The following is a 15,412-nucleotide window of genomic DNA, read 5'->3' on the forward strand; positions in this document are numbered from 1 at the left end:
GCGTTCGGGCTCTTCCCGCCAGTCCGACCAGTCGGTACGTTCCTGGGTGAGCCGGATACCGGCAGGCCGGACAACCGGTCCGAGGCGACGGAGGCCCCCATGTCAGAGCACGCACCACAGATCGCAGGCCACTGCGACGAACGCTTCGAGGCGGTGCGCACCGCCTTCGAGGAGAACTTCCGTGCCCGCGGCGAACTCGGCGCGGCCGTGACCGTGTTCCTCGACGGAGAGAGCGTCGTCGACCTGTGGGGCGGCTGGGCCGACGAGGCGCGCACCCGCCCGTGGGAGCGGGAGACGCTGGTCAATGTGTGGTCGACGACCAAGGGCCCCACCGCCCTGTGCGCGCATCTGCTCGCCGACCGGGGGCTGCTCGATCTGGACGCCCCCGTCGCCACCTACTGGCCGGAGTTCGCCGCGGCCGGCAAAGAGGCTATTCCCGTACGTCATCTGCTCTCGCACCGCGCGGGCCTGGCCGGGCTGCGCGAGCCGCACAGCATCGACCAGCTCTACGACTGGGAGCTGACCTGCGCTCGCCTCGCCGCCACCGAGCCCTGGTGGGAGCCGGGCACGCAGTCCGGGTATCACGCGATGACATACGGGTTCCTGGTCGGCGAAGTTATCCGGCGCATCACCGGGCAGCTCCCGGGAGAGTTTCTGCACCAGGAGGTCACCGGGCCGCTCGGTATCGACTTCACCATCGGTCTGCCGGAGAAGGAGGCGGGACGCGTCGCCGAGCTGGTGCATCCGCCGGCCGCGTCGAGCAGCGAACAGGCGGCAATCTTCGCCCAGTTGCAGCCTGCCGCCCTGGCGGCCCTGGTCAACCCCATCGTCGGAGCGGCGGACGCCAACACGCCCGCCTGGCGCGCTGCCCACATCCCCGCCGCCAACGGCCATGGCACCGCCCGGTCGGTCGCCGCGCTCTACGGGATCTTCGCGGGCCGCGGCGAGTTCGCGGGCCGGCGCCTGCTGTCCCCCGAAGCGGCCGAACGCGTCCGCGAAGGCCAGGGCAGTTGCCGGGACCTGGTGCTCGGTGCAGGGTTCGAGAACGAGACGGAGGTCGGGCTCGGCCTCTGGCTGAGCGGCGAGAACGGTTCGTACGGACCCAACCCCCGCGCCTTCGGACACGACGGCTTCGGCGGCTCCTGCGGCCTGGCCGACCCGGAGGCGGGCATCAGCCTCGGCTATGTCATGAATCGCATGGGCCCCAACATCGCCGACGATCCACGGAAGATGGCGCTGGTCGATGCCTTGTACGAGGCGGTTCAGCTGCCTGCCTAGACGGATCCCGAATCGGCCGACGGCCCTTCCAGATTCTTGCAACACGTTCTACTGTGTGCGCCGCCGCGCATGGGACGGATCGCGAGACTCCTGGAGGGGCCGTGCACCTCGAATACACGCCTGAGCAGCAGCAGTTGCGCGCCGAGCTGCGCACGTACTTCGCCGAACTCGTGCCGGACAACGTCTACGCCCGGTACGCCGACCCGATCGAGCAGAAGCGCTTCTACCGCGAGACCGTGCGCCGCCTCGGCACCGACGGCTGGCTCGGCGTCGGCTGGCCCAAGGAGTACGGCGGCCGCGGCCTCAGCCCCATGGAGCAGTTCATCTTCTTCGACGAGGCCGCCCAGGCCGGAGTACCGCTGCCACTGATGGCCCTCAACACCGTCGGCCCGACAATCATGCAGTTCGGCACGGAGGAGCAGAAGGCCTACTTCCTGCCGAAGATCCTCTCCGGCGAGATCGACTTCGCCATCGGCTACAGCGAGCCCGACGCGGGCACCGACCTCGCCGCCCTCAAGACCCGTGCGGTCCGGGAAGGCTACGAGGAAACCGGCACGTACACCGTCAACGGACAGAAGATCTGGACCACCAACGGCGACACCGCCGACTGGGTCTGGCTCGCCGTGCGCACCGACCCCGAAGCCCCGCCCCACAAGGGCATCACCATGCTGCTGGTGCCGACCTCCGACCCCGGCTACTCCTGCACCATCATCAACACCCTCGCCTCGCACGACACCACCGCCAGCTACTACGAGAACATCAAGGTGCCCGCCTCCCGCCGCGTCGGCCAGGAGAACAAGGGCTGGCGGCTGATCACCAACCAGCTCAACCACGAGCGAGTCACCCTCGCCGCGCACGGCACCATGGCGATCCGAGCCCTGCACGATGTGCAGCGGTGGGCCATGGACACCAAACTCGCAGACGGCCGCCGCGTCATCGACCTCGGCTGGGTGCGCGGTCGCCTCGCACAGACCCACACCAAGCTCGACGCCATGAAGCTGCTCAACTGGCAGATGGTGGGAGCCGTCCAGGCAGGCACGCTCACCCCGCAGGACGCATCCGCCGTCAAGGTCTACGGCTCCGAAGCGCGCCGTGACGCGTACGCCTGGCTGATGGAAGTCGTCGGCTCGGCAGGCTCCCTCAAGGAGGGCTCGGCCGGCGCCGTCCTCCACGGCGAGCTGGAGCGCGGCTACCGCTCCGCCGTGATCTTCACCTTCGGCGGCGGCAACAACGAGATCCAGCGGGAGATCATCTCCTGGATCGGGCTCGGGATGCCGCGAGTACGGCGTTAGCGTCCGTGTGACTCACAACGACCCGAGCGACGCGGGTCTCGAAATCGGCGCAACGTGCACCATCCGTGACCTGTATGTCCTTGCGCCGCAAGGTGATTGGATCGCGGGCACCCTTTTCGCGAAGAGCTGCGAGGCGTTCTTGTCCTCGTTCAAAGACTGGAACTCGGCGACCGTCGGCGGCATATCTGCATGTCCTTGCCTGCTGGCCCAATGATCACGCTGACGGTCGCACTCGAAGCAAAGTACGAGCTGTGGGCTCCTGACGGGTCCGCGCGCAACGTCGATTCCCTGGACTTCGTGACCGGCAACAATCGGAACATTCTCACTCCGGGGGAAATTCTGCGGCGCATCAACATCCCGGCGCGCGCCCTGAGGAAACGCACCGCGCACCGCCGCTTCACGCTGACCCGGACGACACCTTCATCCTCGACAACACGGTCCGCTTCGTCGGCCAACGCGTCGTTGCGGTCCTGGCCGACACGGTCGGGCGGCAGAAGAGGGCTGCCGGAGGGTCGTCGTCGAATACGAGGTAATGCCGGCAGTATTCGACCCCGAAGAGGCAATGGCCGAGGGGGCGCCACAGCTACACGGCGCGGACAGTCCATTCGTCCGCGATCCCGTCCACAACATCTTGCTCGAGATCCATTCGCACATCGGCGATATCGACGCAGGGTTCGCCGAAGCCGACGTGATCCACGAAGGCACGTACTCCTCACCGCGAGTGCAACACGCGCATCTGGAGACCCACGGCTCGATTGCCTGGATGGAGAACGGTCGTCTGAACGTCCGCACCAGTGCCCCGCACCGACGTGCTCCTGGCGGACTCGGCGGATTCCGTTGGGCCCATGCGGTCGAAGGGGATGGCGGAATGCTGTATCAACCCGGTGGCCCCCGCGTTGGCGAATGCGCTCCACGACGCCACGGGCGTCCGCTACCGCGCGCTGCCCCTGACTCCGGAACGGATTTACAGCCGGCTCAACGAATACCAGTCGGTGCCGACGGCCTGAGCAAATGAACACCTGCCCGGACTGGAGCGGGAGTACGAAACGCGGCAGGAGGACGTCAACGCCGCTGCCGCCGACTACGCCGGGTACCTCGGCGCCGAGGAAGTCCGGCGTGTGCTCGACACGACCATGATCGGCCCAGAATCGCAGGCGGAACGGCTGAGCCGGCACCTCGGCGAGTTCGCCCGGCGAAGTCCGCGAGGAGGAGCAAGAGCTCCTCCTCGCGGCTCTCGTAGCCGTGGTGCCGCCCCGGACACCGGATCGGACAGTCCGCCGAGATCAGACCACCGGGGCGGGGTAGGTCGGGTACTCCACCCCGGAGACGTGTTGGACGACGCGGATGACCTGGCAGGAGTAGCCGAACTCGTTGTCGTACCACAGGTAGAGGATCGCGTTATCGCCGTCCACCTTGGTGGCGCCTGCGTCGACGATCGAGGCGTGACGCGAGCCGATGAAGTCGCTCGAGACCGCGTCGGGGGCGGTGGTGAAGTCGATCTGGCGCTTGAGCGGCGAGGTCAGCGACACGTTGCGGAGGTAGTCGAGGACCTCCTCGCGGGTGGTCTCACGCCCGAGCCGCAGGCTGAGGATCGCGATCGAGACGTCGGGCACCGGGACGCGGATCGAGCTGCCGGTGATCGGCGCCTTGAGGCCGGGGAGCGCTTTGGCGACCGCGGAGGCGGCACCGGTCTCGGTGATGACCATGTTGAGCGGCGCGGAGCGGCCGCGGCGGTCGGAGCTGTGGTAGTTGTCCAGCAGGTTCTGGTCGTTGGTGAACGAGTGGACGGTCTCCACGTGGCCGCGCAGGACGCCGTACTCGTCCGCCATCGCCTTCAGCGGCGGGACGATCGCGTTGGTGGTGCAGGACGCGCAGGACAGGATCTGCTCGTCCGGCTTGATCGTGTCGTGGTTGACGCCGTGCACGATGTTGGGAACATCGCCCTTGCCCGGCGCGGTCAGGACGACCTTGTCGACGCCGGGGCGCAGGTGCTTCGACAGGCCCTCGCGGTCGCGCCACTTGCCGGTGTTGTCGATGAGGATGGCGTCCTTGATGCCGTACGCCGTGTAGTCGACCTCCGACGGGTCGTTGGCGTAGATCACCTTGATCTCGTTGCCGTTGGCGATGATCGTGCTGTTCGCCTCGTCGACGGAGATCGTGCCCTGGAACTGGCCGTGGATGGAGTCGCGGCGCAACAGAGAGGCGCGCTTGACGATGTCCTGGTCGCCGCCCTGCCGGACGACGATGGCGCGCAGTCGCAGGCCGTTGCCGGAGCCGGCCTTCTCGATGAGCAGGCGGGCGACGAGCCGGCCGATGCGGCCGAAGCCGTAGAGGACGACGTCACGCCCCTCGCGGCGCTCGGTCTTGTTGGCACCCATGGCGCCGGTGACGGCCTCCGCGGTGAACTCCTCCACCGAGAGCCCGCGGTCGTCGGTCTTGTACACCGCGGCGAGCATGCCGATGTCGATCTGGGAAGGCCCGAGATCGAGCGTGGTCAGAGCCTGCAGGAACGGCAGCGTCTCGGTGACCGAGAGTTCTTCACCGGCGATCTGCCGGGCGAATCGGTGGGTCTTGAGGATGCTGACCACCGACTTGTTCACCAAGGAGCGGCTGTGAAGCAGGACCGTGACGTCCCGCTCCCGGTGTAGCTTCCCGATGATTGGGATCATCGACTCCGCGATCTCCTCGCGGTTCTTCCAGTTGGTGAACGAGTCGTCATTGACAGTCACAGGTTTATCTTTCGAGCTAGGCGGTGCTCAGATGCTAACCCCCCGCCACTTTGATCATTCAAACGGCCCCCTGCGGTAGGCCAACGAGACGGACTGCGGGTCCGCCCCGTCATGCAACGCTCCGGTCCCGGAGGCGGAGGACGCTGCATGGTAAGGTTTTTGTGGCTTAAGATGATTGGTCATATTGCTGCGAGGGGGTACTCCCGGTGGCCAGAAGGAGCATGCGCGAGGAGATCGTCGAGGCGGCGGTCGAGCAGTTCCATGCGCGCGGGTTCAACGCGGCGGGCGTCAAAGACATCACCAACAGCGCGGGGGTCCCGAAGGGGTCGTTCTACAACCACTTTGAGAGCAAGGAAGCGCTGGCCGTGGTGGCCTTGGAGCGGTACGGCGAGAGCCGCCGGCTCCGGGAGCTCACCGACGCGTCCGTCGATCCAGTGCTGCGGCTGCGGCAGCACTTCGAGTTCCTCCGCGACGAGAACACCACCAGGGACTTCACCCGCGGCTGCCTCATCGGCGGCTTCGGCACGGAGATGGCCGACCACAGCGACATGATCCGCGAGGCGGTACGACTCAGCTTGGAGAGCTGGGCGCAGGCGCTCGCGGCTCCGATCGCCCAGGCGCAGGAGTCGGGCCAGGTGACGGCGACCACGGACGCGAAGACGCTCGCCCGGTTCATTCTGAACGCCTGGGAGGGCACGCTCATCTCCGCCCGGTCCGAGCATTCGGAGGACTCCTACGAGGTGTTCTTCGACACGGTGTTCGGCACGCTACTCCCCTGACGCCTCTTGGCGAATTCACGGTTCTACGGTTTCGACGACCGAGCCCCCGGCCGCAGGCGGCCGGAGGCTCGGTGGTGGCACCGCACGTCACTCGAACGTGATCCCGTCGAGGTCGATGGTGACAAGCAGCAGATCCCGGTTGGCCGTTCCGTCCTCGTTGAGGGCGTAGACCCGTCGCTTCGTCGGGATCATGATCCCGTCGAACTCCCGGTACTCCGAGGGGTAGTGCGCGGCCGGGCCGCCCGCGACAACCTCGGCGTTGTAGTCGTGCCGCTCGAAGAGACCGTCGCTGCCGACGTAGAAGGTCTGCTCCTTGGAGTGGGTCGCGATGTCATCGGGGAACGTCACCTTCAGCCGCCGCCAGGTCTGCCCGTCCTCCTCCCAGGGCGTCAGCTCCTCGGTCTCGAAGCCGGGCATGGTGAACGAGAAGGGGGCGGTCAGATACGTCCACATCGCGTATCCGGCGAAGTACGCCAACTGCAGCTCGTCCCACGGGGTTTCGAGGACGTGCCCCGCGAAGGAGTCCCGCGGGTTGTCCCGTTCGGCCAGGACCTCACCCGAGTCGGTCTCGATGGCGACGCGCTTCGGGGTGAGGGCCGTACGCCGCCCCTCCTCCTTGACCGGGAAGTGGCTGGCGAACTGACGGTGCAGGTCGACGCGGAGATGGGCATCGGTGAGGACACCGTCCTGGCCCTTGAGCCCCCACAGCGGACCGCCGTTGCGGAGGTGTGCGGTGAGGGACGTGTACTCGTTCCATCGGTCGAGGCCGCCGTGCGCGGCGATGGTCAGACCCTTGAGGGTGCTGTTCTCATTCATTGTCAGACCGCCACATTCAGAACGATACGGAAACGGGCCTCGCCGGACATCATGCGCTCGTAGGCCTGGGGGGCCTGGGCGAGCGGCATGACTTCGGTCATGGGACGGACATCCCGGGCCTCGGCGAACCGGAGGTTGTCCTCGTTGTCGATGGAGCTGCCGGTCAGACTTCCGCTGACCGTACGGGTGCCGAAGATCAGGTCGGTGGTCTGCACCTCGATCGGGTCGAAGGCGGCACCGACGACCACCATTCGGCCGCGCGGCGCCAGTCCGGAAACCAGCGGCGACATCGAGGCACCGCTCGCGGCGGTCGCGACGACCGCGGCCGCGCCGCCGAGCTTTTGCAGCGCCTCGCCGGCGTTCTCTGCGGAGCTGTCGATGTAGTGGTCGGCGCCGAGCCGCTTGGCCGGCTCCGCCTTCCCGGTGCCCCGGGCGATCGCCGCGACGCGGAACCCGAGCCTGTTCGCGTACTGCACGCCCAGATGCCCGAGGCCGCCGATCCCCTGCACGGCCACCAGCGCGCCGGGGGCGCTGTCGATCTGCTGGAGCGCGCTGAACACCGTCAGTCCTGCGCACAGGAGCGGCGCCGCGTCGACGGGGCTCATCCCCTCCGGGATCCGTACGAGGCCGCTGGCCCTGGCGACCACTATCTCCGCGTAGCCGCCGTCGACGTCGCTTCCCGTCTGCGGCTGGTCCTCGCAGTTGACGAAGTCACCACGTCGGCAGAAGTCGCACACTCCGCAGTGGCCGTTCAGGAAACCTACGCCCACGCGCTCGCCGACCCGCCATGTCGTCACCCCGGGGCCGACCGCGTCGATCACGCCGACGACCTCGTGCCCGGGGACCACCGACGAGGACGGGTCGGGCCGCATCCCCTCGACGGCCAGGACGTCGGAGTGGCAGACGCCGCAGGTCTCGACCCGCAGGCGTACATGCCCCGGCGGTGGCTCCGGCGTCGCGCGCTCCACCAGCTCGAAATTTCGTGACCCTGTGACTTCGAACGCTCGGTATGTGGACATGGCGCTCCTTCGTTGAGGCAAAGTGACCGGTCGTCTTATCGATTCATAATGACCGGTCGTCTTGGGGTCCGTCAAGCCGACGAGGGCCCTGGCGCCGGTCGCCTCCTCGGGCGTGTGTCTCCCGCGCCCGTGATCGTGTGCCCAAGTGACGACAAAGCTCTGCAAGCGGGCTCGCCGATGGGCGAAACTGAACTGACACCAGTGCAGGTCAGGGCTTTGGGCAGGTGACATGTATCGCAAGGAGTCGCACGTGCCGGGCATGAGCGGCCTGGACCCGGACCCGGGGCTCTTCGGGCCGGACTCAGTGACCTGGCAGATGCACGGAGATCCGATGATGTGGGTCGCCGGGGTGCGCGCGCTGTACCTCCAGGCGCTGCACCCCCGCGCCGTCCGCGGCGTCATGCAGAACAGCGACTTCCGGAAGGATGCCTGGGGCCGGCTCATGCGCACCGCGAACTTCGTCGGCACCATCACCTACGGCACCGCCGCGGCTGCCGAGCGGGCGGGCGCCCGGGTCCGCCGCATCCACACCCACCTCGGGGTCACCGACCCCGCAACGGGCGAACGCTACGGCGTCGACGAGCCGGAGCTGCTGCTGTGGGTCCACTGCGCCGAGGTCGGCTCGTACCTCGACGTCGCACGCCGCTCCGGTATCCCGCTCACCGACGCCCAGGCCGACCGCTACCTCGACGAGCAGCGCGAAGGCGCACGCCTGGTCGGCCTCGACCCGGCCGAGGTACCCGGATCCGCCGGGGAGCTCGCCGCCTACTTCGAGCAGGTGCGTCCCGAGCTCGCCGCCGGCCCCGAGGCACACGACGTCGACGACTTTCTGCAGCGGCCGCCGATCAACCCTCTGCTCGTCCCGGCGCGCGAACTGCTGTGGCGGCGCGTGGCCGCACTCGCGTACGACGCACTGCCCCCTTACGCCCATGAGTTGTACGGCAGACCCGCCCCCGCCCCTGAACGTGTCACGCATCAGCTCATCGCCACAGGCAACCTGCTGCGCTGCATTCCCTCCCGTCTGCGCTGGCAACTGCCGCCAGGTCACATCTTGAAAGCGATGGCGCGACTAGGCCCCGGCGCCCGCCCGGCGCCGTACAAACTGCGCAGACAGGAGGCCATACTGGACGGGCCGGGGAGGGCGCAGCTTAGCGACGGGGGCGACAGCACGCGATGGCGGAATCCAGGCTGATCCAAGGCCGCTACCGGCTGCTCGACGTCATAGGGCGCGGGGGCATGGGCGAGGTGTGGCAGGCTCGCGACGAGTCCCTCGGACGGCGCGTCGCGGTCAAGTGCCTCAAGCCGCTGGGACCCCAGCACGACCAGAACTTCACCCGGGTGCTGCGGGAGCGTTTCAGACGAGAGGCGCGGGTCGCCGCGGCACTCCAGCACCGCGGGGTGACAGTCGTCCACGACTTCGGCGAGTACGAGGGCGTGCTCTACCTCGTCATGGAGCTGCTGGAGGGCCGCAATCTCAGCCAGCTGCTGGAGGAGAACAAACACCATCCGCTGCCGGTGCCCGATGTCGTCGACATCGCCGAGCAGATCGCCGACGCCCTCGCCTACACCCATGAACAGGGCATCGTCCACCGCGACTTGAAGCCCGCCAACATCATGCGGCTCACCGACGGCGCGGTGAAGATCTGCGACTTCGGCATCGCCCGCCTCGGCGCGGACATCGGCTTCACCTCCCGGCTCACCGGCACCGGAATCGCCATGGGCACCCCGCACTACATGTCGCCCGAGCAGATCAGCGGCAGCCATGTCGACCATCGCAGCGATCTGTACTCACTGGGCTGTGTGCTGTACGAGATCGCCACCGGCGTCCCGCCCTTCGACCACGACGACGCCTGGGCGGTGCTCGTCGGCCACCGGGACACCGCGCCGCAGCCGCTTCGCACCCACCGGTCCGAGATCCCCGAGTACTTCCAGCAGGTCGTCCTCGACCTGCTCGCCAAGACCCCCGAGGCACGGCCCACCGACGCCAAGGAGCTGCGCCGCCGGATGGGCGCCGCCGCGCGCCCGGCGCACTCCATCGCGCCCGGGCCCCGCCCCGAGCAGCCGCCCTCGCGCGAGCCGCGGCTGCCGTCCTGGACCCGCGGCATGACCACCGGCCACAAGGCGACCGGCACCTCCCTGCTGAGGCCCGCCCTGCCCGACCACACCGCGGGGCTGACCGGCGAGTGGACCACGCATACCGATCCGCGCGGCGGCCCGCTCCCGCCGCCCCGGGCCAGGCCCGAGCGCCCCACGCCGCCGCCCGAGCTGCTCGCCGTCCTCGCCAGCCGTCACAACGCGGGCCTCAGCCTCGGCCGGCTCGGCCGCTGGGAGGAGGCGGGCGAAGTGCACCGCGCGGTCGCCGCCGAGCGCGAGCACGCCCTGGGCCCCGACCACCCGGACACCCTCGCCAGCCGCTACGAGGTCGGCTTCACGCTGAGCAGGACCGGGCGCGCCGCCGACGCCCTGCGGGAGTTCGGCCGGGTCGCGGACGGGCGCGAGCGGACCATGGGCGCCGACCACCCCGAGACGCTCGCCGCCCGCCAGGAGATGGCGTACGTCCTCGGCCAGCTCGGACGGCACTTCGAGGCCCACGAGGTGTATGCCGCGGTCCTGGACTCCCGCGAGCGCACCGTGGGCCATGACCACCCCGACACCCTGCGCTGCCGGCACAACCTCGCCTTCAACCTCAGCAGACTGGGACGGCTCGAGGACTCCTACCGGATGGCGTACGACGTCGTGGCCGCGCGCGCCCGGGTGCTCGGCGCCGAGCACCCCGACACCCTGGTGTCGCGGTACGAAGTCGCCTACGCGCTCGGCCAGTTGGGGCGCTGGACCGAGGCGCTGCAGACCTACCGGGAAGTGGCCGTCGCCCGCGCCCGGGCACTGGGCGCAGACCACCCCGACACCCTCGCCGCCCGCTACGAGGTCGGCATCAGCCTCGGCCGGCTCGGCCGCAGCGCGGAGGCCCTGGAGCTGTACCGCGACCTGGTCGACGACCGCACCCGCGTCCACGGGCCCGACGACCCCGAGACGCTGCGCGCCCGCCACGGCCTCGGGGTGAATCTCGGCCGGCTCGCCCGCTGGGAGGAGGCCCTCGCCGAGGCGCGCGACGTGTGCGCCCTGCGCGAGCGGGTGCTCGGCGCCGACCATCCCGACACCCTCGTCAGCCGCCGGGAAGTGGCCGTGGGCCTCGGCTGGCTGGGCCGCTGGGCGGACGCGCTGGCCGTCTACGGCCAGGTCGCCGAGGCCCGTGAGCGCGTGCTCGGCATGGACCACCCCGACGCGCTGGCCAGCCGCAACGACGAAGCGCACTGCCTGGAGCAGCTCGGCAGGCACGCCGAGGCGGTGGAGCTGTACCGGCGGGTGGCGGCGCTGCGGCAGCAGCGGGTCGCGCACAGAAGCTGACGAGGCGGCGGACGGGGGGTGAAGGACATGGACGAGGCCGGTCCCGAGGAGAGACCCGGTGCCTTCATCGAGCCGGGCAGCGAAGGGAAGCCCGCCGCCTTCGCCCCGCCCGGCCCGCACGGGCAGCCCGACGCCTTCTCTCCGCCCCGTCCCGAGCCGCCGCCCGGCGCCTTCTTACGCTGGCGCGTCACCGACGCCGAGCTCTTCGACCACTGGGTCACCATCGCGGGCACCGCCATACACCGACCCGGCGCACGGCGAACCCCTCGACCTCGCAGGGGAGTTCGACGACGTCTTGTGGACGCCGGGGTCCTGGTCCGCGGCGGGTCCGTTTCCCTCACGATCGACTACCGGCTCCAGCACGGGCACGAGCACCAGATGCTCGAGGTCGCCGAGGTCATCGCCCGCGACGCCACGCGCACCCTGCCCGCCTGGGAACCCACGGCGCGGGGAGACCTGCGCTACGGCGCGGCCCCGCCGCCCGACCACACGGTGAGCCGACGGGACCTCGCCGACGTCCTCGGGGCGCACCCCGACCCCTGACCGGCGGCAGCCGCCCCGGACGCAGTGCCGCCCTGGCCTACGCGATCACCTCGTGCTACGAAGAGCCATGCCCGCATCCACTTCGTACGACGTCGTGATCGTCGGCGGCGGCCACAACGGCCTGGTCGCCGCCGCCTACCTCGCCCGTGCCGGACGTTCCGTCCTCGTCCTGGAGCGCCGTGGAAACACCGGGGGAGCCGCCGTCTCCACCCGCCCCTTCGACGGGGTCGACGCCCGGCTCTCCCGCTACTCGTATCTCGTGTCGCTGCTCCCGGACAAGATCGTGCGCGACCTCGGCCTGAACTTCGCCGTCCGCAAACGCACCGTCTCCTCCTACACCCCCAAGGGCGCCGGCGGCCTCCTCGTCGGCGGCAACGGCACCCGGGAGTCGTTCGCCCGTCTCACCGGCGGGGACCGGGAGTACGCGTCCTGGCAGGAGTTCTACGGGATGACGGGCCGGGTCGCCGAGCGGGTCTTCCCGACGCTCACCGAGCCGCTGCCGACCCGCGAGGCGCTGCGCGCGCGCATCGACGACGAGACGGCGTGGCGGACGCTCTTCGAAGAGCCGATCGGCGTGGCGATCGAGAAGCGGTTCGCCGACGATCTCGTACGCGGCGTGGTGCTGACCGACGCCCTGATCGGCACCTTCGCCGACGCCCATGACCCGTCGCTGATCCAGAACCGGTGCTTCCTGTACCACGTGATCGGCGGCGGCACGGGGGACTGGGACGTGCCGGTGGGCGGCATGGGCGCGCTGACCGACGCACTGGCGGCGGCTGCGCGGGACGCGGGCGCGGAGATCTTGGTGCTGCACGAGGCGACCCGGATCGAGACCGACGGCGAGCGGTCCGAGGTCACCTTCCGCTCGGAGGGCGCGGAGGGCACAGTCGCGGCCCGTCAGGTGCTGGTGAACGCCTCGCCCCAGGAACTGGCCGCACTGTTCGGCGAGGAGCCCCCCGCTCCCGCGGAGGGCGCCCAGCTCAAGGTCAATATGCTGCTGCGCCGGCTGCCGCGGCTGCGCGACCGCGCCGTCGACCCGCGCGACGCGTTCTCCGGGACGTTCCATGTCTCCGAGGGATACGGGCAGTTGGCGACCGCGTACCGGGAGGCAGTCGAGGGGAAGCTGCCCAGCGCGCCGCCGTCCGAGATCTACTGCCACTCGCTGACCGACCCGTCGATCCTCGGTCCGGAGCTGGCGGCGCAGGGCTACCAGACGCTGACCCTCTTCGGACTGCACACCCCGGCCCGCCTCTTCGCCGCCGACAACGACGCGGCGCGCACCGAACTCCTGGCCGCCACCCTCGCCGAGCTGGACGCCCATCTGGACGAGCCGATCGCCGACTGCCTCGCGCTCGACGAGCACGACGAGCCCTGCATCGAGGCAAAGACGCCGCTCGATCTCGAACGGGAGCTGCGGCTGCCGGGCGGCCATATCTTCCACCGCGATCTCGCCTTCCCTTACGCAGCCGAGTCCACGGGCCGGTGGGGCGTCGAGACGGCGCACGCCAATGTGCTGCTGTGCGGGGCGGGCGCCGTCCGCGGCGGCGGGGTCAGCGGGGTGCCGGGACACAACGCCGCGATGGCGGCGCTCGGCCGGTGAGCTGTCACTGACGGGGAGTCAGTCCCGGGACGCCGTCCAGCCGTTGACCTCGATCAGGGCGGCGTCCCCGGGGCTGGCCTCGTCGAAGACCGGACGTCCGCGGTCCTCGACCCGCAGGCCGTCCACATACACCCCGCGGCCCACATAGAGCTGGTCGGTCGCATACCGCCAGCGCAGTTGCACCTTCGCGCCGCACCACGCCGAGAGATCGGCGGTCAGCAGCTGCCAGACACGCCCCGACCAGCCGGTCACCGACCCCGCCGGGTGCGGCTGCGGCTCAGCCGGCCCCCGTACGGTGGTGAACGGCACCGCCCTCCAGGTCGTCCCGTCGTCCGCCGACGCCTCCAGGAACAGGGCGTCCGAACCCGGCTCGGTGTCCCACCACAGCCGGCACCGCAGCCGCGCCTGCTGCGAGGCGAGCGCGAGCGCGGGCAGGGTGAGCGTGGCGGATGTGGAGCCGGCCATGCCGGAGAACCAGGCAGTCCGTCCGTGCGCGGGCCGGACGGGGACCGCGCGGGCCATGTTGTTGGCGGCGGCGACGCGCGGGGCGCTTCCGGAGCGCCAACTGCGCACCGGGTGGACGGAGTTGCCGAGCACGATCAGGAAGGAGTCGGTGCTCGGGTCGAGGACCAGGCTGGTGCCGGTGAAGCCGGTGTGGCCCGCGGTGCGGGGTGTGGCCATCGCCCCCATGTACCAGTGCTGGTAGAGCTCGAAGCCGAGGCCGTGTTCGTCGCCGGGGAAGGCGGTGTTGAAGTCGGTGAACATCTGCTCCACGGACGCCGGGCGCAGGATGCGGGACTGTCCGTAGACACCGCCGTTGAGGAGGGTACGGGCGAGGATCGCGAGGTCCCAGGCACAGGAGAAGACACCGGCGTGGCCCGCGACGCCGCCGAAACTGTACGCGTTCTCGTCGTGCACCTCGCCCCAGACCAGTCCGCGGTCCAGGCCCGACCAGGGCAGCCGGGCGTCCTCGGTGGCGGCGATCGTCGGCTTCCAGGAGGCGGGCGGGTTGAAGAGAGTGCGGTGCATCCCGAGCGGAGCAGTGATCTCGCTCCGGAGCAGCACATCCAGAGAGCGACCGGTGATCTCCTCCAGGATCAGCTGCAGCGAGATCAGATTGAGGTCGGAGTAGAGGTACTTGGTGCCGGGAGTGCTGGCCGGGGCCTCGTTCCACAGCAGCCGGAGCTTCCCCTCCCGCGTCGGCTCCTTGTACAGCGGAATCCAGGCGCGGAACCCGGAAGTGTGGGTCAGCAGCTGGCGCACGGTGATGTCCTGCTTGCCCGCGCCCCCGAAGTCCGGGAGGTAGGAGGCTACGGTGGCCTGAAGCTCCAGCGTGCCCCGCTCGATCTGCTGCACGGCGAGGATCGAGGTGAACAGCTTGGAGACCGACGCCAGATCGAAGACGGTGTCCTCGGCCATCGAGATCTGCCGGTAGGCCGGGAACTCCACGCCGGTGTCCGTCTTCTCGTCGTACGCCGCGTAGCGCACGGCCTTGCCGATGGGTCGGTGCAGCGCCACGGTGCCGCCGCGCCCCGCGAGCAGCACAGCTCCCGCGTACCACGGGTGTTTGGGGGAGGGTGCGAGGAACCTCTTCGCGTCGGTGACGAGTTGGTCCAGATGGCCGGGGATCAGCCCGGCTCGCTCGGCGGAGCCGCGCCGCAGAGTCGGCCGCCCGGATCCGCTGCCGGCCCCCGAGGCGCTGCCCGACCCCGAAGCCGAAGCCGAACCCGAACCCGAGCCCGAGCCCGAGCCCGAGCCCGACGCCGCCTCCGCGAAGGGGATGGGCGCCAGCGCGAGCGCACCGCCCAGCGCCAGTACTCCGCTGCCCAGCCTCCGGCGGCTGATCCCACTGCCCGCTGCGTCCTCTGTCATCCGGAACCCTCTCCTGAAAGTATCTTTCGGGATCTGACACCGCAGTGAAACTTTCTTGCCGTGCCCGGGTGCTGTCAAC

12 protein-coding genes are annotated in these 15,412 nt (G+C 69.8%); 8 read left to right on the top strand and 4 right to left on the bottom strand.

Features of this window, described 5'->3' with window-relative positions:
• Positions 1-99 precede the first annotated feature (99 nt).
• The 3 genes from QFZ67_RS36110 (at position 100) to QFZ67_RS39220 (ending at position 3,585) form a co-directional block, all read left to right on the top strand.
• Positions 100-1,278 carry a serine hydrolase domain-containing protein gene (locus QFZ67_RS36110; RefSeq protein ID WP_307665250.1) on the top strand — a complete coding sequence of 393 codons (1,179 nt, stop codon included), beginning with the start codon at positions 100-102 and terminating at the stop codon, positions 1,276-1,278.
• A 101-nt stretch (positions 1,279-1,379) separates the two neighbouring features.
• The gene (locus tag QFZ67_RS36115; RefSeq protein ID WP_307665251.1) at positions 1,380-2,570 is read left to right on the top strand and encodes an acyl-CoA dehydrogenase family protein; all 1,191 of its coding nucleotides are present in this window, start codon (positions 1,380-1,382) and stop codon (positions 2,568-2,570) included.
• A 661-nt stretch (positions 2,571-3,231) separates the two neighbouring features.
• Positions 3,232-3,585, top strand: coding sequence for a molybdopterin cofactor-binding domain-containing protein (locus QFZ67_RS39220; protein ID WP_373430257.1), 354 nt, complete (start codon positions 3,232-3,234; stop codon positions 3,583-3,585).
• A gap of 268 nt (positions 3,586-3,853) precedes the next feature.
• Here QFZ67_RS39220 and QFZ67_RS36125 read toward each other — a convergent pair whose 3' ends face one another.
• Positions 3,854-5,299, bottom strand: a complete 1,446-nt coding sequence (locus QFZ67_RS36125; RefSeq protein ID WP_307665252.1) for a glyceraldehyde-3-phosphate dehydrogenase — start codon at positions 5,297-5,299, stop codon at positions 3,854-3,856.
• Between the two features lie 221 nt (positions 5,300-5,520).
• On the opposite strand from QFZ67_RS36125, the gene QFZ67_RS36130 reads away from it, so the two are divergent.
• Positions 5,521-6,078, top strand: a complete 558-nt coding sequence (locus QFZ67_RS36130; RefSeq protein WP_307665253.1) for a TetR/AcrR family transcriptional regulator — start codon at positions 5,521-5,523, stop codon at positions 6,076-6,078.
• Positions 6,079-6,165: 87 nt separating this feature from the next.
• On the opposite strand, the gene QFZ67_RS36135 is transcribed toward QFZ67_RS36130, so the two are convergent.
• The gene (locus QFZ67_RS36135) at positions 6,166-6,894 is read right to left on the bottom strand and encodes a hypothetical protein (RefSeq protein ID WP_307665254.1); all 729 of its coding nucleotides are present in this window, start codon (positions 6,892-6,894) and stop codon (positions 6,166-6,168) included.
• A gap of 2 nt (positions 6,895-6,896) precedes the next feature.
• Entirely contained in the window at positions 6,897-7,913 is a 1,017-nt protein-coding gene (locus QFZ67_RS36140; protein ID WP_307665255.1) for an alcohol dehydrogenase catalytic domain-containing protein, read from the bottom strand.
• Positions 7,914-8,172: 259 nt separating this feature from the next.
• On the opposite strand from QFZ67_RS36140, the gene QFZ67_RS36145 reads away from it, so the two are divergent.
• The 4 genes from QFZ67_RS36145 to QFZ67_RS36160 all read left to right on the top strand — a co-directional run bounded on the left by QFZ67_RS36145 (position 8,173) and on the right by QFZ67_RS36160 (position 13,461).
• The gene (locus QFZ67_RS36145) at positions 8,173-9,105 is read left to right on the top strand and encodes an oxygenase MpaB family protein (protein WP_307666093.1); all 933 of its coding nucleotides are present in this window, start codon (positions 8,173-8,175) and stop codon (positions 9,103-9,105) included.
• Positions 9,087-11,318 carry a serine/threonine-protein kinase gene (locus QFZ67_RS36150; RefSeq protein WP_307665256.1) on the top strand — a complete coding sequence of 744 codons (2,232 nt, stop codon included), beginning with the start codon at positions 9,087-9,089 and terminating at the stop codon, positions 11,316-11,318. Before QFZ67_RS36145 ends, QFZ67_RS36150 begins: the two co-directional genes overlap by 19 nt.
• A gap of 27 nt (positions 11,319-11,345) precedes the next feature.
• Positions 11,346-11,861, top strand: coding sequence for a hypothetical protein (locus QFZ67_RS36155; protein ID WP_307665257.1), 516 nt, complete (start codon positions 11,346-11,348; stop codon positions 11,859-11,861).
• Positions 11,862-11,928: 67 nt separating this feature from the next.
• On the top strand, positions 11,929-13,461 hold the full coding sequence (locus QFZ67_RS36160) for an NAD(P)/FAD-dependent oxidoreductase (protein WP_307665258.1): 1,533 nt from the start codon (positions 11,929-11,931) through the stop codon (positions 13,459-13,461).
• Between the two features lie 18 nt (positions 13,462-13,479).
• Here the strand turns inward: QFZ67_RS36160 and QFZ67_RS36165 are convergent, their stop codons facing one another.
• The gene (locus QFZ67_RS36165) at positions 13,480-15,333 is read right to left on the bottom strand and encodes a serine hydrolase (RefSeq protein WP_307665259.1); all 1,854 of its coding nucleotides are present in this window, start codon (positions 15,331-15,333) and stop codon (positions 13,480-13,482) included.
• Positions 15,334-15,412 lie beyond the last annotated feature (79 nt).

This window comes from Streptomyces sp. V1I1 (genome assembly GCF_030817355.1).
GTDB lineage: Bacteria > Actinomycetota > Actinomycetes > Streptomycetales > Streptomycetaceae > Streptomyces.